14 protein-coding genes are annotated in these 17,117 nt (G+C 65.8%); 5 read left to right on the forward strand and 9 right to left on the reverse strand.

All coding sequences use genetic code 11. The annotated features are described in order from the left end of the window. Nucleotides 1-198: 198 nt before the first annotated feature. The 8 genes from B9Z03_RS21010 to B9Z03_RS21045 form a co-directional block, all read right to left on the reverse strand. The gene (locus B9Z03_RS21010; RefSeq protein ID WP_085465992.1) at nt 199-1,221 is read right to left on the reverse strand and encodes a sensor histidine kinase; all 1,023 of its coding nucleotides are present in this window, start codon (nt 1,219-1,221) and stop codon (nt 199-201) included. A gap of 70 nt (nt 1,222-1,291) precedes the next feature. Continuing rightward, nucleotides 1,292-2,356 carry a sn-glycerol-3-phosphate import ATP-binding protein UgpC gene (locus B9Z03_RS21015; RefSeq protein ID WP_085465993.1) on the reverse strand — a complete coding sequence of 355 codons (1,065 nt, stop codon included), beginning with the start codon at nt 2,354-2,356 and terminating at the stop codon, nt 1,292-1,294. Between the two features lie 8 nt (nt 2,357-2,364). Then, the gene (gene ugpE, locus B9Z03_RS21020; RefSeq protein WP_085465994.1) at nt 2,365-3,213 is read right to left on the reverse strand and encodes a sn-glycerol-3-phosphate ABC transporter permease UgpE; all 849 of its coding nucleotides are present in this window, start codon (nt 3,211-3,213) and stop codon (nt 2,365-2,367) included. Then, on the reverse strand, nt 3,210-4,094 hold the full coding sequence (ugpA, locus tag B9Z03_RS21025) for a sn-glycerol-3-phosphate ABC transporter permease UgpA (RefSeq protein WP_085465995.1): 885 nt from the start codon (nt 4,092-4,094) through the stop codon (nt 3,210-3,212). The genes ugpE and ugpA overlap by 4 nt, the downstream gene beginning before the upstream one ends. A 64-nt stretch (nt 4,095-4,158) precedes the next feature. After that, nucleotides 4,159-5,472 (reverse strand): sn-glycerol-3-phosphate ABC transporter substrate-binding protein UgpB, encoded by a 1,314-nt coding sequence (ugpB, locus tag B9Z03_RS21030; protein WP_085465996.1) that lies wholly within the window; start codon nt 5,470-5,472, stop codon nt 4,159-4,161. Between the two features lie 141 nt (nt 5,473-5,613). Then, a complete protein-coding gene (locus B9Z03_RS21035) occupies nt 5,614-6,249 on the reverse strand; it encodes a glutathione S-transferase family protein (protein WP_085465997.1) in 636 nt (211 codons plus the stop codon). 95 nt (nt 6,250-6,344) lie between these two features. Further along, nucleotides 6,345-7,196: an EAL domain-containing protein gene (locus tag B9Z03_RS21040; protein ID WP_085465998.1), complete on the reverse strand. Its 852-nt coding sequence runs from the start codon at nt 7,194-7,196 to the stop codon at nt 6,345-6,347. Nucleotides 7,197-7,300: 104 nt separating this feature from the next. Continuing rightward, nucleotides 7,301-8,200 carry an EAL domain-containing protein gene (locus B9Z03_RS21045; RefSeq protein ID WP_085465999.1) on the reverse strand — a complete coding sequence of 300 codons (900 nt, stop codon included), beginning with the start codon at nt 8,198-8,200 and terminating at the stop codon, nt 7,301-7,303. A gap of 161 nt (nt 8,201-8,361) precedes the next feature. Between B9Z03_RS21045 and B9Z03_RS21050 the strand changes: the two genes are divergently transcribed. The 5 genes from B9Z03_RS21050 to B9Z03_RS21070 all read left to right on the forward strand — a co-directional run bounded on the left by B9Z03_RS21050 (nt 8,362) and on the right by B9Z03_RS21070 (nt 16,336). Next, entirely contained in the window at nt 8,362-9,561 is a 1,200-nt protein-coding gene (locus tag B9Z03_RS21050; RefSeq protein WP_085466000.1) for a pyridoxal phosphate-dependent aminotransferase, read from the forward strand. Between the two features lie 149 nt (nt 9,562-9,710). Further along, nucleotides 9,711-9,968: a SemiSWEET family sugar transporter gene (locus B9Z03_RS21055; protein WP_085466001.1), complete on the forward strand. Its 258-nt coding sequence runs from the start codon at nt 9,711-9,713 to the stop codon at nt 9,966-9,968. 72 nt (nt 9,969-10,040) lie between these two features. Beyond that, complete coding sequence (locus tag B9Z03_RS21060) at nt 10,041-12,911, forward strand: caspase family protein (protein WP_176247586.1); 2,871 nt, start codon at nt 10,041-10,043, stop codon at nt 12,909-12,911. Between the two features lie 146 nt (nt 12,912-13,057). After that, the gene (locus B9Z03_RS21065; RefSeq protein WP_176247587.1) at nt 13,058-15,568 is read left to right on the forward strand and encodes a caspase family protein; all 2,511 of its coding nucleotides are present in this window, start codon (nt 13,058-13,060) and stop codon (nt 15,566-15,568) included. A 138-nt stretch (nt 15,569-15,706) separates the two neighbouring features. Continuing rightward, a complete protein-coding gene (locus B9Z03_RS21070; protein WP_085466004.1) occupies nt 15,707-16,336 on the forward strand; it encodes a hypothetical protein in 630 nt (209 codons plus the stop codon). 19 nt (nt 16,337-16,355) lie between these two features. Here the strand turns inward: B9Z03_RS21070 and B9Z03_RS21075 are convergent, their stop codons facing one another. Next, nucleotides 16,356-16,997, reverse strand: a complete 642-nt coding sequence (locus B9Z03_RS21075; RefSeq protein ID WP_085466005.1) for an NIPSNAP family protein — start codon at nt 16,995-16,997, stop codon at nt 16,356-16,358. Nucleotides 16,998-17,117: the final 120 nt, after the last annotated feature.

Genomic DNA, 17,117 nt, shown 5'->3' on the forward strand with positions numbered 1-17,117 from the left:
CGCTGGGCGCCACCGCGGAGGCCGATGCCGGAGCGGTGCGCCGGCCCTGGCGGCCTCTCCCGGCGCGCGGCGGACCACGGTCCGCACGCTTTCTGCAAGTCACGGATGTACTGACGGCGGAGCGCGACGCGCGCCCCCCTGCTGCTGTTCGATCGCTCCAGGCGATCCGGCGGCAGGCGGAGATGGCGGCCGGGCAAGCTATTCCCGCTCGGACGCGCTCACTGTCTCCATCGGCGCGGTAAGCGTCCACGTCACCGTGCCGCCTTCCCGCTTCATCGTCGCATGCCCGCCGAGCGACTGCGGCGTCACCCGCTGCAGCACCACAGTGCCGAAGCCCTTGCGCGCCGGATCGGAGCGCCGTTCGCCCGGCGGCGGCGGAAAAGTCTCGTTCCATGTCAGCTGCAGGTCGCTGAGGCCGTCCTCGCGCGCCACGATCTGCCACGTCACCTCAAGCCGCCCCGCGTCGGACGACAGCGCGCCGTATTTGGCCGAGTTGGTACCGAGTTCGTGGAAGGCCATGCCGAGATTCTGCACCGCATTGGAGCTCAATCTGAGCGCCGGCCCGTCGATCCTGGTCTGGTTCTCGCGGCCGAACGGTTTCAAATGCTCCTCGACGAGTTCGGCGAGGGACGCCCCCACCCAATCCGAGTTGACCAGAAGATCGTGCGAGCGCGACAACGCCATGATTCGGTCGCGAACCCGCTGCTCGAACTCCCGCGGATCGGTGGTGCGGCGCCCGGTCTCGCGCACCATCGACAGGATGACGGCGAACTGGTTCTTCACCCGGTGGTTCACCTCGCGCATCAGCAGGCGGATGCGCCGCTCGCTTTCCTTGGTCGCGGTGATGTCGCGCGCGATCTTCGAAGCTCCGACGATTCGCCCGGACGGATTGCGGATCGGCGAGACGGTCAGCGAGACCGGCACCATCGAGCCGTCCTTGCGCTTGCGGATCGTCTCGAAGCTCGGCATCGGCTCGCCGCGCCGGATACGGGCGATGATTTCGACTTCCTCCTGCCGGCGGTCGTCGGGGATGAGCATCAGTATCGAGCGGCCGATCGCCTCCTCCGCCGTGTAGCCGAACAGCCGCTCTGCTGCCCTATTCCAGCTCGTGATGATGCTGTTCAGATCCTTGCTGACGATGGCGTCGAAAGACGAGTCCACGATCGCCGCAAGGTGGGCGTCGGCCGTCGCAGAAGCTGAAAGATCGTCGTCGTTGGTCATGCCCGCTGGTTAGCCCCTGCCGAATCCGGCGGCAACTAAATATGACATGTGCCGAAGACGCCAGTCAGCGTCATACCCGCCTGCCGCTCGACGCATCGAAGAGATGGGCCGCACCCGGCTCGATGGCAAGCGGTATCGTCTCGCCGACCGCTACCGGCATCCCGCCCGGCAGCCGCGCGACAAAGTCGGTTTCGCCGGCGATCCGCCCATGCGCCAGCGTGTCAGCCCCCAGCGTCTCGACGGCGGCAACCGTCAGGCTGAAATCTGCCTCCGACGGCGCGGTCGCCTTCACATGCTCCGGCCGCAGGCCGAACAGCACTTTGCGGCCGTCCTCGGGAATGACGGATTCGCGCAGCGCGATGCGGCTTCCTGCCTGAAGCGCGACCGCGCCGCCCGATATCTCGCCCGCCATCAGGTTCATCGCCGGCGAGCCGATGAAGCCGGCGACGAAGGTTGTCGCAGGCGCGCTATACACCTCCATCGGCGTCGCGATCTGCTCAGCCACACCTTCGTTCATCACCACCAGCCGGTCGGCCAGGGTCATCGCTTCCACCTGGTCGTGGGTGACGTAGAGCGAGGTGGTGCCGACGTCGCGCTGCAGCGTCTTGATCTCCAGCCGCATCTGCACGCGCAGCTTCGCGTCGAGGTTGGACAGCGGCTCGTCGAACAGGAACACCGCCGGCTCGCGCACCAGCGCGCGGCCCATCGCCACGCGCTGGCGCTGGCCGCCCGAAAGGTTCTTCGGCTTACGATCGAGATAGGGTTCGAGCCGCAGCATCGAGGCCGCCTTGCCGACGCGCGCCCTGATCTCCTCGCGCGACAGGCCGGCGATCTTCAGCCCGTAGGCCATGTTGTCGAAGACGGACATGTGCGGGTAGAGCGCATAATTCTGGAACACCATCGCGATGTTGCGCTCGCGCGGCTCGAGCTCGTTGACGACCTTGCCGCCGATCGAGATCTGCCCCTTGGTGATGCGCTCCAGCCCCGCCACCATGCGCAGCAGGGTGGACTTGCCGCAACCGGACGGCCCGACGATGACGATGAACTCGCCGTCCCTCACGTCGAGATCGACGCCATGGATGACCTCCTGGTCGCCATAGCTCTTGCGGACGTCCTTCAGCGCGACGGTCGCCATGGGCTCTCCTATTTCTCGGTCTCGACGAGGCCCTTCACGAACCAGCGCTGCATCAGGACGACGACCAGGATCGGCGGCAGGATGGCGAGCACGCAGGTCACCATCACGAGGTGCCACTCGGTATCAGCGTCGGCGAAGGAGATCATCTTTCGCAGCGCGATGACGATCGTATTCATCTGGTTGTCGTTGGTGACGAGCAGCGGCCACAGATACTGCGTCCAGCCATAGATGAAGAGGATGACGAACAGCGCGGCGATATTGGTCCGGCTGAGCGGCAGCAGGATGTCCTTGAAGAACCGCCACGGCCCCGCCCCGTCGACCCGCGCGGCCTCGACCAGTTCGCCCGGAATGGTCAGGAAGAACTGCCGGAACAGCAGTGTCGCCGTGGCCGATGCCATCAGCGGCAGGGTGAGGCCCGTATAGGTGTCGATCAGGCCGAGATCGACCATCACCTTGTAGGTCGGCAGGATGCGCACCTCGACCGGCAGCATCAGCGTGACGAAGATCAGCCAGAACGCCGTCATCCGGAACGGGAAGTTGAAGAACACGATCGCATAGGCCGACAGGATCGAGATGAAGATCTTGCCGATGGCGATCGCCAGCGCGACGACGGTGGTGTTGAACAGAAGCGTTCCGACCGGCACTCCGCCGATGCGCCCGACGCCGCCGAACAGTGCTTCCGCGTAGTTCCGGAAGAATTCGGCGCCCGGTAGCAACGGCAATGGCGGCCTGAGGATGGTCTGCAGCGTGTGGGTCGAGGCGACGAAAGTGTAGTAGATCGGGAATGCCACGACGACGATGCCGAGGATCAGCACCAGATGCGCGATGGCGCGGCGGATGGGCGCGTTCTCGATCATCCGTAGTGCACCTTGCGCTCGACATAGCGGAACTGAAACGCCGTCAGCGCGATGACGATGATCATCAGGATCACCGACTGGGCAGCGCTGTCGCCGAGGATCAGATTGACGAAACCGTCATTGTAAACCTTGTAGACCAGCGTCTCGGTCGCCTTGCCCGGCCCGCCGCCGGTGACCGCGTGCACGATGCCGAACGTGTCGAAGAAGGCGTAGACCGTGTTGATGACGAGCAGGAAGAAGGTGGTCGGCGCAAGCAGCGGAAAGACGATCGTCCAGAACCGCCGCGTCGGCCCCGCCCCGTCGATCGCCGCCGCCTCGATCAACGATTTCGGGATCGCCTGCAGCCCGGCGACGAAGAACAGGAAATTGTAGCTGATCTGCTTCCAGGCCGCCGCAGAGATGAGCAGCGTCATCGCCTGCGGCCCGTTGAGCAGCGGGTCCCAGTTGTAGCCCGCCCCGCGCAGCATGTAGGCGAAGCTGCCCATGGTCGGGTTGAACATGAACAGCCACAGCATGCCGGCGATCGCCGGCGCCACCGCATAGGGCCAGATCAGCAGCGTCCGGTAGACGCCCCTGCCCCGCACCACGCGATCGGCCATCACGGCCAACACCAGCGCCACCGCCATCGAGATGACCGCGGTCGCGATTGAGAAGACGGCCGTGACCTGCACCGAATTGATATAGTTCGGGTCCTTGAGGACACGCGCGAAATTCTGGAACCAGACGAACTTCGTCGACAGGCCGAACGGGTCCTCGCGCAGCATCGACTGGTAGAGAGCCTGGCTCGCCGGCCAGTAGAAGAAGATGAGCGTGATCGCGAGCTGCGGCGCGAGCAGCAGATAGGGAAGGATCTTGTTCGGGAAGGTGACGCGCGAGGACAAGGGCGGTTCCAGCGTTCCTGAAGATCGGGGCGCCGCTGTGCGCGACGCCCCTTCGTTCCGGCTATCAGTTTCCGATCGCCTGCTGGATCGCCTCGTTGCCGCGCTTGACGGCATTGTCGAGCGCCTGCTGCGCGGTCTGTTCGCCGGCCAGCATCTTCTCGAACTCCTCGTTCTCGATGTCGCGGACCTGAGGCAGGTTGACGAGGCGCACGCCCTTCGAGTTGGCGGTCGGGGCCTTGCCCATCATCTGCTGGATCGGGATCTCGCGGCCCGGGTTCTGCTCGTAGAAGCCGGACGACTTCGTGGCTTCATAAGCGGCCATGGTGACCGGCAGGTAGCCCGACTTCTGATGCAGCCGCGCCTGGATCTCCGTCTGCGACAGGAAGTCGAAGAAGGCGGCCACGCCTTTGTATTCCTCGTCGGACTTGCCGGCGAAGACCCACAGCGAAGCGCCGCCGGGGATCGTGTTCTGCGGCGCACCTTCCAGGTCCGGATAGTAGGGCAGCTGGCCGAGGCCGTATTTGATACCCGACTTGATCACATCGCCGAGACCGCCGGAGGACTCGGTGAAGATGCCGCATTCCTGCGACAGGAAGAGCTGCTTGGCCTCGGAGGTGCGGCCGCCGTAGCGGAACACGCCTTCCTTGGCGAGGTCGGCGATGGTCTGGAAGTGCTTGACGAAAGGCTCGGTGTTGAAGGTGAGCTCCACGTCGGTCGAAGCGAGGCCGTTCTCGTTCGTGCCGTACTGCAGGTTGTTCCAGGCGGTGAAGTTCTCGAGGCCGATCCAGGTCAGCCAGGTTGAGGTGTAGCCGCAGGCCGCAGCGCCCGAGGTCTTGATCTTGCGCGCCGCCTCGAACACTTCGGGCCAGGTCTTCGGCGGGGTCTCCGGATCGAGGCCGGCCTTCTGGAAGATGTCCTTGTTGTAGTAGAGGATCGGCGAGGACGAATTGTACGGGAACGACAGCATCGTTCCGTCCGGCTTCGAATAGTAGGCGACGATGCCCGGCAGATACTGGCTCTTGTCGAAGGCCTTGCCGCCCATCGACAGGATCTCGGCGACCGGCTTCACGGCGCCCTCAGCGGCCATCATCACGCCGGTGCCGACGTCGAAGACCTGGATGATATGCGGCGGCTGCTTGGCGCGGAAGGCGGCGATGCCGGCGTTCAGCGTCTCCGGATAGGTACCTTTGAAGACCGGCGTCACCTTGTATTCGGTCTGTTTCTCGTTGAATTCCTTGGAAAGCGTCTCGACGACTTCATTGTTGGCGCCGGTCATCGCGTGCCACCAGGTGATTTCCGTCACGGCGAAGGCCGAGCCGGACATGAGCGGCAGCGCGGCGAGCGCGGTTGCAAGCGAAAGCAGTGTGGGGACTCTCATCATTCTCTCCCGTAAGATAGCCGGTTGATCACCGGTCGTATTTGGTCATGCTTTATTACGGGGGGATGACAACATGCACGGCTGCGCATGTCTATATCAAAAGTTCGCTCCTCTTTCGCTCCTGCTTCGCCTGCTTTCCAATCAGCCGCCGAACGCGGAATGCTGTGCCGGCTTCCAATCGAGATCGACATAGCCCGGGGCGGCCTTCACCCGGTCGAGCCAGCGGACGACGCCTGGAAAGCGCGCCATGTCGTAGCCGGCGATATCGGCGTGCTGCGTATAAGCGAAGAGCGCGATGTCGGCCACGCCGATCTCGTCGCCGACAAGCCATGGCTCGACGGCCAGCCGGGCCTCCATCACGCCCAGCGCCTTGTGGCCGCCGTCGAGAAGGCTCGCCATCCGCTCCGGCGTCGCCAGCGCGGCGCGCTCCGGATAAAGGACGAGCGACCGGCGCACCGCGATCAGCGGTTCGTGGCTGTATTGCTCGAAGAACAGCCATTGATAGACCAGAGCGCGCTCATAAGGATCGAACGGGACGAAGCGCGAGCCCTCCCCGAGATAGAGCAGGATTGCGTTCGACTCCGCCAGGAACCGCCCGTCCTCCAGCTCCAGCAACGGCACCTTGCCGTTGGCATTCTTGGCGAGGAAGGCCGGCGAGCGGGTGGTGCCGTCGCGCGAACTGGTCTCCACATGCTCGAAGGGCTGCCCCAGCATCGCCAGCAGGAGCCGCGGCTTGTAGCAGTTGCCGCTGTCGGCCATTCCGTAAATGCGGATCATCGTCGTTCCCCTTTGCTCTCCCCCGCGACTGTGCCTCGCCGGTCGGCGGCGAACCAGCGAGAAATAATGAGGAAGAGATCAGCGCCGCTGATGGATCAGCTGGCGGCGTAGAGCGGTACCACGCGATCGCCGAGGCCGGTGAAATGCTCGATCCGCCATGGCCGGTCGTCGAAGTGCGATCCGGCGAGTTCCGGCTTGCCGAGAAGAAAGCCCTGCAGATAGTCGGCGCCCGTCTCGATACCGGTCACAAGTTGGCCCGGCGTCTCGAGTCCCTCGAAGATCACCAGCGCTCCGGCCGCCTTGAGGCTGTTCGACAGCCGGGAAAGCAGGTGGAGCGCGGCCGGCTCCTCCATCACGCGGCGCAGGAAGGCGCCGTCGAACTTGACGAATTCGGGCGCGACGGTCCTGACATGGTCGAGCGTGGCACTGGCCACGCCAAAGCCGTCGATGGCGAGCCGCATGCCGAGGCGACGGATTTCAGCCGCCAGGCGCACGAATGTGTCGCGGTCCAGCGTGTCGGCCTGCGTTATTTCGCAGACAAGCAGCCCTGAGTCGACGCCGAGGCGGCCGAGGCGTTCCGCCATCTCGCCGAGCTGAGCGATCGACCGGTCGAGATCGGTGTTCACACGGGGATCGTAGTTGAAGAAAAGTTCGACGCCCGAGGCGCCGATGTTCGGATAGTTTTCGAGGTGGAGCGTCTGACAGAGCCATTCGACGTAAAACCTCTCGTCCGGCTCGACCTGTGCCAGGAACTCGACCGCCGGCACGGCGACGCCCTCTCGGAACACGCGGGCAAATGCCTCGACGGACCGCGCGCGCAGCACGCCGTCGCGGAAACGCCAGACCGGCTGGTAGGCGGACTTGATGTGGACGTCACGATACCGCGCTGTGCGCAGGCCGATCTCGTCGACCAGGATTTCGTTGTCGAAGATCAGTCGACCGGTCAATTACCCCTCCGCACGCGGCCACGACGCCAACCGGCGATTGCCGCGGGCGAATATCCCGACGATTTCTTTGCAAGCCGTGAATTTCGATGTTGCAATCCTCGGTATTAACCAGGAGCGGAACCTCGACGGCCGAACGATTGTGCCCGCCGTGGCGATGCGGCCGGCGCCGCTGTCGTCGTGCCGGCTTTCTCCTCGCCCCGCTCGGCGGCGACCTCGGGCGATGGAAAAGGGAAGACTGTAGGGACGGTCTCGGGATAGGCGATCGCATAGCCCTGCACCATCGACACGCCGCTCTTCTCTGCGAGCTCCAGCTGCCAGCCGTGCTCGATGCCCTCGAAGACCGTGCGGATGCCCTGGCGCGCAAAGGACTCGACCATACCGGCGAGCAGGGCATAGCCGGGGCCGGAGTTCATCAGCCAGTTGATCCAGTGGGCATCGAACTTGACGATGTCGGGCCTCAGCCGCTCGATCCGATGGATGTCGGAATCCTCCGCGCCGAAATCGTCGACGGCGATGCTGAACCCATGCTTGCGCAGCGCCTCGACGAAAGCGAACAGCGTCGATTGGGAGGCCGTCCGCTGCTCCGTCACCTCGCAGACGATCCTCTCCGGCTCGATCTCCGCCTCGTGGAGCACGAGCCGCATGTCGCGCAGCGCGGCTTCGGTCAGCTCCCTGTCGCTGAACACCGACGGATCGAAATTGATGAACACTCTCGCCGACGGATGCAGGAACTTGCCCGCGTTGAGGAGATGCAGCGTACGCGACAGGGTTTCGACATGCATCCGGTCGATCGGCGGGATCAGACCGAAGAAAACACCGGGAGAGGCCGCCGTGCCGTTTCTCGACGGCCTCAGCAGTCCCTCGAAGGCAACGGGAACGAGTTTTCCGTTCACGAAGGAAAAGATCGGCTGGAACGCGCTGCGCAGCACATAGGTGCCCCACACCCCGACATAGCTTCCGTCAGGGTGGGCGGTCACATGGGCGAGGCCGACGCTGCGCGCCATGACATGGATCTCTGCAGCTACTGTCGGCACGCAAGCTAACGATCAAGATTTTACCACTCGTTAACGCGGGCGGGCGGATCGATACTTGCGCCCGCTGCCGTCTTGCGACATGAGGAGCCCGCGCGAAAACCGCGCTGAGACCCTCAAGGAGACTTTCCGTCATGGCTTTCCTGGCCGACGTCCTTTCCCGTGTGAAGCCTTCCGCGACCATCGCGGTGACCCAGAAGGCCCGGGAACTGAAAGCGAAAGGCCGGGACGTGATTTCGCTCGGCGCGGGCGAGCCGGATTTCGACACGCCGGACAACGTCAAGAACGCGGCGATCGAGGCGATCCGGCGCGGCGAGACGAAGTATCCGCCGGTGTCCGGCATCGTCCCGCTACGCGAGGCGATCGCGAAAAAGTTCAAGCGCGAGAACAATCTCGACTACAAGCCGGAGCAGACCATCGTCGGCACAGGCGGCAAGCAGATCCTGTTCAACGCCTTCATGGCGACGCTGAACCCGGGCGACGAGGTGGTGATCCCGACGCCCTACTGGGTGAGCTATCCGGAGATGGTTGCGATCTGCGGCGGCACGCCCGTGTTTGCGCCGACGACGATCGACAACGGCTTCAAGCTCACCGCCGCTGCGCTCGAGAAGGCGATCACGCCGAAGACGAAATGGCTGGTGATGAACTCGCCGTCCAACCCGTCGGGCGCCGCCTACACGCGTGACGAGCTCAGGGCGATCGCCGACGTGCTGCTCAAGCATCCGCATGTGTGGACGCTGACGGACGACATGTACGAGCACCTGACCTATGGCGACTTCGTCTTCACGACGCTCGCCGAGGTGGAGCCGGCGCTCTATGACCGCACGCTGACCATGAACGGCGTGTCGAAGGCCTACGCCATGACTGGCTGGCGCATCGGCTACGCGGCCGGTCCCGTGCAGCTCATCAAGGCGATGGACATGATCCAGGGCCAGCAGACCTCGGGCGCCTGCACCATCGCGCAGTGGGCCTCGGTCGAGGCGCTGAACGGGCCGCAGGACTTCGTGCACAAGAACAAGGCGATCTTCCAGGCGCGCCGCGACCTCGTCGTATCGATGCTGAACCAGGCCCGCGGCATCAACTGCCCGGTGCCGGAAGGCGCCTTCTACGTCTATCCCTCCTGCGAGGGCCTGATCGGCAAGAAAGGCCCGTCGGGCAAAGTGATCGCGACCGACGAGGATTTCGTTTCCGAGTTGCTCGAGGCGGAAGGTGTAGCGGTTGTGCACGGCTCGGCCTTCGGCCTCGGCCCGAACTTCCGCATCTCCTACGCGGCCTCGGAGAAGACGCTCGAAGAGGCCTGCATCCGCATCCAGCGTTTCACCAACTCGCTGTGATCGACGTCCCGGCCGGCGGCGTTCCCGCGCCGCCGGCCCTTCCCGATACCGGTTCGGGACATCCGGCTGCGACGATGCCGTCATTGACAGGCCGCGAGGCGGCGGCGTATCGCCCCGCCCGCATTTCAGGCATTCCCGGAGAACGCTGGATGACCCTTCCCGTCGAACTGATCGGCAGCGCGGCCGCGGTGATCACCTCGCTGTGCTGGGTGCCGCAGATGGTGAAGATGTTCCGTGAGCGGCAGACAGCCGGCGTGTCGCTGATCGCCAACGGCGCCTTCGCTTCCGGCGTGTTCCTCTGGCTGGTCTACGGCATCCTGATCGGCTCCTGGCCGTTGATCGGTGCCAATCTGGTGACGCTCGCCTGCGCGTTGAGCATCGTGGCGTTGAAGCTCCGTTACGGTTGAGGCCGCCATCGGATTGCCATCAAGACGCAATCATGTAGCTTCCGCTGCGGAAATACGAACGGGTTGGAGATGATGGCACGCTGGAGGAACCTGCTGGCGCGTTGGACGGTCCTTGCGATCGTCCTGGTCCTGTCGACGGCTGGTCTTGCGCAGGACAAGCCGCTCAAGGGCGTGGCGCTGGTCGTCGGCCAGTCCCGCTATGCATCGCTGGCTCCGCTCGCCAACCCGGCCAATGACGCGCGCCAGATCGCAGCGTTGCTCGAAAGGCTCGGCTTCGAGGTCGAGACGCTGATGGACGCCGACGCGCAAGGCCTGTCCGGCGCGCTCGGCAGTTTCGAGGAGCGCGCCCGCGGCGCGGACGTCGCGCTGGTCTACTATTCGGGCCATGGCGTGGAAGCCGGTGGGGAGAACTTCCTTGTGCCCGTCGACGCGGTTCCGTCCGAACCCAAGGGTTTCGCTTCCGCGACGAAACTCATGGAACGACTCCAGAAATCCGTTCCTGTCACCATCGTCCTGCTCGACGCCTGCCGAAGCAACCCATTCCCGGTGGGGGCCACCCTTATAGACGACAACGGCAGGCCGCAGCCGATCGCGGCGACGGGCCTGGGTGCCAGCCGCGGCGTCACGCCTTTCGCGTCCGATCCCGGCAAGCCGAACGCCGTCGGCGCCATCGTCGGCTTCGCGGCCGAGCCGGGCAAGGTCGCGCTCGACGGCGAGCCGGGCGGCACCAGCCCTTACGCCACCGCGCTGCTCAAGCACCTGTCGGCGCAGGGCCTGCACTTCGCCGACATCATGACCCTCGTCGCGGAGGAGGTCTATCTCGACTCCGACGGCCGCCAGGTCCCCTGGACCAATGCGAGCCTGCGCCGCCAGCTCTATTTCGGCGGCTCTGCCGAACCCTCATCCGACGAGCGCACGCCGATCAGGACGGAGCGCCGGGGCCTGCTTCTCACCATCGCATCGCTCAGTTCCGCCGACCGGGCGCAGGTCGCCGCCGTCGCGCGCGAAAAGAGCGTGCCGATGGGCCTACTGTTCGCCACGCTGCGCGCCGCCGGCGACAAGGCGCCCAAGGCGCCGGACGAATTCGACCGGCTGCTGCACGCGCAGGGAGAGTTCGCCCAGGAGCGCCTAGCCGCCTCCGGCGCCAAACTGAGCGACCCCGACCTCGCGCGCCTCGCCGCCCTTGCCGACGAGGCCGTGCGCGAGGGCGCGCTCGATGCGGCGACCGAATTCCATCGCCAGGCGCGCGCCCGCATGGAGGCGCTGTCGGACGGCCTGACCGCCGTGGAGAGCGGTGCCGCTGAACTGCGCAAGGAGCGCGCCTCGGTCTACGCCGCCTCCGCCGCGACCTGGCTCCTCAAGTTCGAGCACGCCAAGGCTGCGGAAGACTTCGCCCGCGCCTTCGCCGAGGTCGAGCGCGTCGGTGACGGCCTCGCCGTCCGCTACAAGCTCGCCCAGGCCAAGGCGCTTGCCGACCAGGGCTATTACGGCGCGGACAACGCGGCGCTCGACGCCGGTATCGAGGCCTTCCGCGACGCGGCCGACCTCGCACCATTGCGCCGCAACCCCGTCGACTGGTTGAAAGCGCAGGCGGGTCTCGGCAACGCGCTCGCCACAAGGGGCGACCGGGAGGCCGACGCCGCACGCCTGACCGAGGCGGTCGAGACCTTGCGCGACGCGATCACCGCGGCACCCGCGGACACGCCCGTCGACCTGCAGGTCGACCTAAAGTCGGAGTTCGCCTACGCGCTGCTTCTCTCCGGCATGCGCCAGCCGGGCATCGACCAGCTGGACCAGGCGTCGATGGTACTCGGCGAGACGACGGCGCAGGTGCCGCTTGACAGGCAGCCGGCCCAGTGGGGCCGGCTGATGCACCGCATGGGCGCGATCCAGTACGAGATCGGCCGCCGCCTGGCCGATCCCACTACACTCGAAGCCGCTCTCGGCGCAGTCGATGCGGCCCTGGAGGTGCGCACCCGCGACACCGTCCCGCTCGACTGGATGACGAGCGAGAACAACCGCGCCATAATCCTGTCCGAACTTGCCGCACGCGGCGCAGGCACCGAGCGAATCCACGAGGCGATCAAAGCCTACCAGGCGGTGCTTGAAGTCGGCACGCGCGAGCGCGGCCCGCTCCTGTGGGCGGAGACGGTGGCGAACCTCGGGACCGCGCAGGCGCTGCTCGCCGAGCGGACGGGTGAAGGCAAGGATCTCGACGCCGCCCTCGCCTCCTTCCGGCTCGCCGCCGAAGAGATGACGCGCGAGCGCGCGCCGCTGAGGTGGGCGGCGTTGCAGGACAATATCGGCATCGCGCTGCGCCGGCAGGGCGAGAAGACCCGCGACGCTGCGATGCTGAACGAAGCCGTGGCGGCGTTCCGCCTGGCACTGGAGGAACGGCGGCGCGACGTGGTCCCTGCCGACTGGGCCGCCACCAGCGGCCATCTCGCCAGCGCCTACTGGAACCTGGCGCAGGTGTCGAAGGACGCCGAAGCTCTGGAGCGCGCGATCGCCGCCGCCCGCGACGCCGTCGACGGAACACCGCGCGACACGCTCCCCCGCGACTGGGCAATGCTGCGCAACAATCTCGGCGGCATGCTCGCCGAACTGGCGGCGATGAAGGGCGACGCGGCCCTCTATGTCCAGGCGGTCGGCGAATACCGCCAGGCACTCGAGGTCTTCAATCCAGACGAGGCCGCCTTCGACTGGGCGCGCACCACCGGGGCGCTGGGCGAGACGCTCCTCGAAGCCGGCAAGCTCGGCAAGGACCCGGCCCTTCTCCAGCAAGCCAAGGAGACACTCGACCAGACGGTGGAGATCTGGAAGGTGTTCGGCGACGAGAAGCGCACCCGCTCGGCCGAGCTGCTCGCCGGTGAAGCACAACTGGCGCTGCTCTCGCTCGACGTGGAGAAGAAGCTGAAGGACGCCAAAGGCTCCGCCAACTGACCAGCCGCGGCGGCCATCGGAATGCCACGATCCGTGCAGTAGATGGGTTTGGGTTTCGCGGGAACACGGGCGGCCGCATGACGACGGCATCGCTCCCAATATGGCGCATGATCGTCCGGCAGGCGCTCGTTGCGTTTGCGGCATCCATGATCGTTTTCCTCGCCACGGCCGCCGAGGCGCAGGACAGGGCGCTCAAGGGCATCGCGCTCGTCATCGGCCAATCCGGCTACGCCGCCCTGCCCGCGCTCGCCAACCCAGCGAACGACGCAAGACTGATCTCCGGCCTGCTCGGCGATCTCGGCTTCGAGGTGTCGACCGTGCTCGATGCCGACCACACCCGGCTCTCGCGAGCATTGCGCCGCTTCGCCGAGGACGCCGAGGGCTCCGACGTGGCCCTTCTCTATTTCGCCGGTCACGGCATCGAGGCGGGCGGCGAGAATTTCCTCGTCCCCGTCGACACGGCGCCGGACGATCCACAAGGTCTCGTTGCCCTCTCCCCTCTCCTGTCCGAACTGCAGGCGGCCGTGCCCGTCACGATCCTGCTGCTCGACGCCTGCCGGACGAACCCTTTCCCGCCCGGCGCGACGATCGCAACCGAAGGCGGGAGCCCTGCGCCGGTAGCGGCCGCCGGGCTTGGCGCGCTGCGCGGCGTCGTGCCGATGAAGAAAACAGGCGGCGCAGATCCAGACACGCTGGGGGCCGTCATCGGCTTCGCGGCAGAGCCGGGCAAGGCCGCGCTGGACGGCACGGGCGGATCGAGCCCTTACGCTGCAGCGCTCGCCAAGCACCTGCCGGCTGCTGGTTTCGCCTTCGGTGATGTGATGACGATGGTGACGGAGGAGGTCTACCTGGCCACCGCCGCGCGACAACTGCCGTGGACCAATGCCAGCCTGCGCCGCCAGCTCTTCTTCGGCCTCACGCCGGAGGAGAGGAAGGGCGACGAGGCGCAGATCCGCGGCGAGCGCCGCAAGCTGCTGCTCACCATAGCCGCGACGCCGCTGCCGACCCGGCAACTTGTCGAGCAGGTGGCGAACACCAACGGCGTGCCGATGGACGCGCTCTACGGCATGCTCGACGTGCTGGGCGTAGATGTGGCCGCAGGCGGCGATCTCGCCCGCCAACTCGACGAAGGCGCGCGGCGGCTGAAGGAGATCGTCGCCTCCCGTAATGCCCAGAGTCGGACCGACCCCGAAATCGTCCGCCTCGCCGCGCTGGCCGACACCGCCGAGAAGGAGGGAGCGATCCGGCTGGCGCTCTCCTTCCGCGAACAAGCGAGCAAGCGCGCCGGCGAGATCGATAGCGCGCTCGACGAGGCTGAGTCCGATATCGAGAAGCGACGGCGCGAACTCTCCCAGACCTTCGAGGATCACGCGGAGACCGCCCTACTGAACTTCGACTTCCAGACAGCCGCCTTGCGGTACGCCGATGCCTTCGCCCAGGTCGAGAGATATGATGTAGCCCGGTCGTATTTCCTGAAGGTTTCCGAAGGCGACGCGTGGGCCGACCAGGGCGCTTGGCACGTCGACAACGAGGCTTTCCAGCGATCACTCGCCGCATACGACAAGGCTTGGCAGATCGGCCGGTCAGCCCCCGATGCCCGCCGCGATGGAGACCTGCGTGGCAACATGGCGATCGTCATGACGCAGCTGGGCGAGCGGACCATGGATCCGCGATGGCTCGATCAGGCAGCGGAGATCTATCGTGCGATCCTCAAGGATAGACCGCGCAAGAAGTTCCCGCTCGACTGGGCGATCACCAACCTAGACCTCGGCGTTCTTCTGAATATCCTTGGCCAGCGCACCGGTGAACGGTCTCAGTTGGATGAAGCGCTGAACGCCCTGGAAGGCGCATCGCAGATCATTACCAAGAAGCAGATGCCCGAGGAGTGGGCCGGTATCCAGCTCAACATCAGCAATGTGCACTCATCGATTGGCGATATCAGTGGCGAGCCTGAGGACTATCTCGACGCTTCCAACGCGATTGAGCGCGCGTTGACTGTATGGACCAGGGAAGCGAGGCCGCAGTTGTGGGCATCGGCGCAATCCAATCTTGGCGCCGCACTGAATTCATACGGCGAGAAGGCCGGCAAACCGGAGGCCGTGCAGCGCGCCATCAAGGCGCAGCAAGCGGCGTTGACCGTCGCCACGCCTGAAAGTTCGCCTGGCACGTGGGCGCAAGCGCAAGGGAACCTTGCCACCGCTTATGTGACGCTTGCGGAACTGACGAATGACTATTCAAATCTTCGGCGTGCCCTAGAAGCATATCGCAGTTCGCTGACAGTCTATACGCCGCAGAGCGACGCAGCAAACTTCGCCGGCGTCCGCTACAACGAAGGGCGGATTCTGCTGCGCATGGGACGGATCGAGAACAGCATGGCGCTTCTGCATGAGGCGGAACAGGCGCTTGGCGTTGCCATCTCCCATGTCCACCGGGCGCAACTCCCCATCCAGTGGGCGCGCATCCGCTCGGTTACCGGCGAGGTTTTGCGTGAACTCGGTGAGCGCGGCAAGGATCGCAACGCGCTCATCGACGCCAGGGCCGCTTTCGAGGACGCCCGCACCACCTTCCGCGACAACGGCATGGGCGACTCCGGCCAGGGGTTCTGGGAAAAGCAGATCGCCGCGATCGACGCGCAATTGGCTTCGCCGAAACCCTGAAAACAGGTCGGGCTCAAGCAACCCTCACGACAAGTTGTTCCCCCTGTCGCCTTTTCGAAGCGACGGGCGCGTTACGTATGCGTTCGTATGTGCGGTGCCGTGCGACGGCAGTCCGAACACGACAGAGGAGGATAGTCCATGAAACGTCTGCTGATCGTCTCCGCGGCCCTGGCCGGCGCAATGCTTGTTCCTGCGCAGGCGCAGGATACGTCGATGAGCTTCTTCATCACCAGCGTCGGCAGCGGCAAGGGTGCCGACCTGGGCGGGCTGGAAGGCGCCGATGCGCATTGCGCGCAGCTTGCCGAGGCGGCTGGCGCGACCGGCAAGACCTGGCGGGCCTATCTGTCGACCGACCAGGTGAACGCGAAGGACCGCATCGGTTCCGGCCCATGGTTCAACGCCAAGGGCGAGAAGATCGCCGACGACGTCGCCTCGCTGCACAGCAACGCCAACGGCATCACCAAGGAAACCGGCCTGACCGAAAAGGGAGAAGTCGTGAAGGGGCGCGGTGACCAACCGAACGAACACGACATACTGACCGGCACCAAGGCGGACGGCACGGTGGACGGGACGAACACCTGCTCCAACTGGACAACCAGCGGCGCGGAGGGTGCGGCCATGCTCGGCCATCACGATCGCAAAGGGCCGGACACGCTGCCGACCGCGACATCCTGGAATGCGGCGCATGCCTCGCGTGGCGGCTGTAGCCAAGACGCGCTGAAGGGCACCGGCGGCGCCGGCCTGTTCTACTGCTTCGCGGCAAATTGAGTCGCCAGGGAGTCTGTAGTTATACCCCGCGCAGGGCCGATCGCGGCGTGGGCGCGAGGCGAAGCACCTGCGATGGGGCGAGGCCGCGGAGCCTCGTCTTGTCGGCTGGCGGCTCACCATCGAGAATGGCGACAACCACGCTGGCGTCCTCGCGGATCGGCAGGCGTGGATAAGTGTTCGCCGACGGCTCCGTAACATACACGGCGCGCAGACCAGGTAATGCGCCTGCGGCCGCCGCGGCGAAGCTAGCGAGACGTTCCGGCGGCACATCCCACACCAGAACCGCGAGCCGATTGCCCTCCGCCGCCCTGTGGCCATGCGGAAGCCGCTCGGCTGGGCTCGCTGCAAGGTCGCTCCCCGCGCCCGCCGGCTTGAGCAGCAGCACGTCGTGCCATTCCGTCATGGTCGCATTGGCCGCCTCGCTGTGCTGCGCCCAGACGGGTCCGGAATAGAAGGCGTCGAGCGCGGCCGCGCGTCGCTCCATGTCCGGGAAGCGGCGTATCCAGACATAGCGGTCGGGCCGGTCCAGATCCATGAACTGCCCAAGCACCTCGATGCCCAGCGCCTCCTGCGTCTCGACGAACTCGCGGTCGAAAATGTCGACGAAATCCTGCCGCCGCCCCGGCGCCATCGTATACTGGCGCAATTCGAGAACCGTCATGTCCCGCCTCCCTGCTCCGGCATTCGGATAACGACACCCTCCTGACAACCTTCTGTCAGGAGCCGGCCGGTGCCGCAGCCGTGTCGAGCCTCCGCCCTTCCCTTCGCGCAGGACTCCGCC

Source organism: Mesorhizobium australicum, assembly GCF_900177325.1.
GTDB lineage: Bacteria > Pseudomonadota > Alphaproteobacteria > Rhizobiales > Rhizobiaceae > Mesorhizobium_A > Mesorhizobium_A australicum_A.

Excerpts from the sequence above, each read along its gene's own strand:
- B9Z03_RS21010 (WP_085465992.1), bottom strand. The coding sequence starts at position 1,221 with ATGACCAACGACGACGATCTTTCAGCTTCTGCGACGGCCGACGCCCAC.
- B9Z03_RS21015 (WP_085465993.1), bottom strand. The coding sequence starts at position 2,356 with ATGGCGACCGTCGCGCTGAAGGACGTCCGCAAGAGCTATGGCGACCAG.
- ugpE (WP_085465994.1), bottom strand. The coding sequence starts at position 3,213 with ATGATCGAGAACGCGCCCATCCGCCGCGCCATCGCGCATCTGGTGCTG.
- ugpB (WP_085465996.1), bottom strand. The coding sequence starts at position 5,472 with ATGAGAGTCCCCACACTGCTTTCGCTTGCAACCGCGCTCGCCGCGCTG.
- B9Z03_RS21035 (WP_085465997.1), bottom strand. The coding sequence starts at position 6,249 with ATGATCCGCATTTACGGAATGGCCGACAGCGGCAACTGCTACAAGCCG.
- B9Z03_RS21045 (WP_085465999.1), bottom strand. The coding sequence starts at position 8,200 with ATGGCGCGCAGCGTCGGCCTCGCCCATGTGACCGCCCACCCTGACGGA.
- B9Z03_RS21050 (WP_085466000.1), top strand. The coding sequence starts at position 8,362 with ATGGCTTTCCTGGCCGACGTCCTTTCCCGTGTGAAGCCTTCCGCGACC.
- B9Z03_RS21055 (WP_085466001.1), top strand. The coding sequence starts at position 9,711 with ATGACCCTTCCCGTCGAACTGATCGGCAGCGCGGCCGCGGTGATCACC.
- B9Z03_RS21060 (WP_176247586.1), top strand. The coding sequence starts at position 10,041 with ATGGCACGCTGGAGGAACCTGCTGGCGCGTTGGACGGTCCTTGCGATC.
- B9Z03_RS21065 (WP_176247587.1), top strand. The coding sequence starts at position 13,058 with ATGATCGTTTTCCTCGCCACGGCCGCCGAGGCGCAGGACAGGGCGCTC.
- B9Z03_RS21070 (WP_085466004.1), top strand. The coding sequence starts at position 15,707 with ATGAAACGTCTGCTGATCGTCTCCGCGGCCCTGGCCGGCGCAATGCTT.
- B9Z03_RS21075 (WP_085466005.1), bottom strand. The coding sequence starts at position 16,997 with ATGACGGTTCTCGAATTGCGCCAGTATACGATGGCGCCGGGGCGGCGG.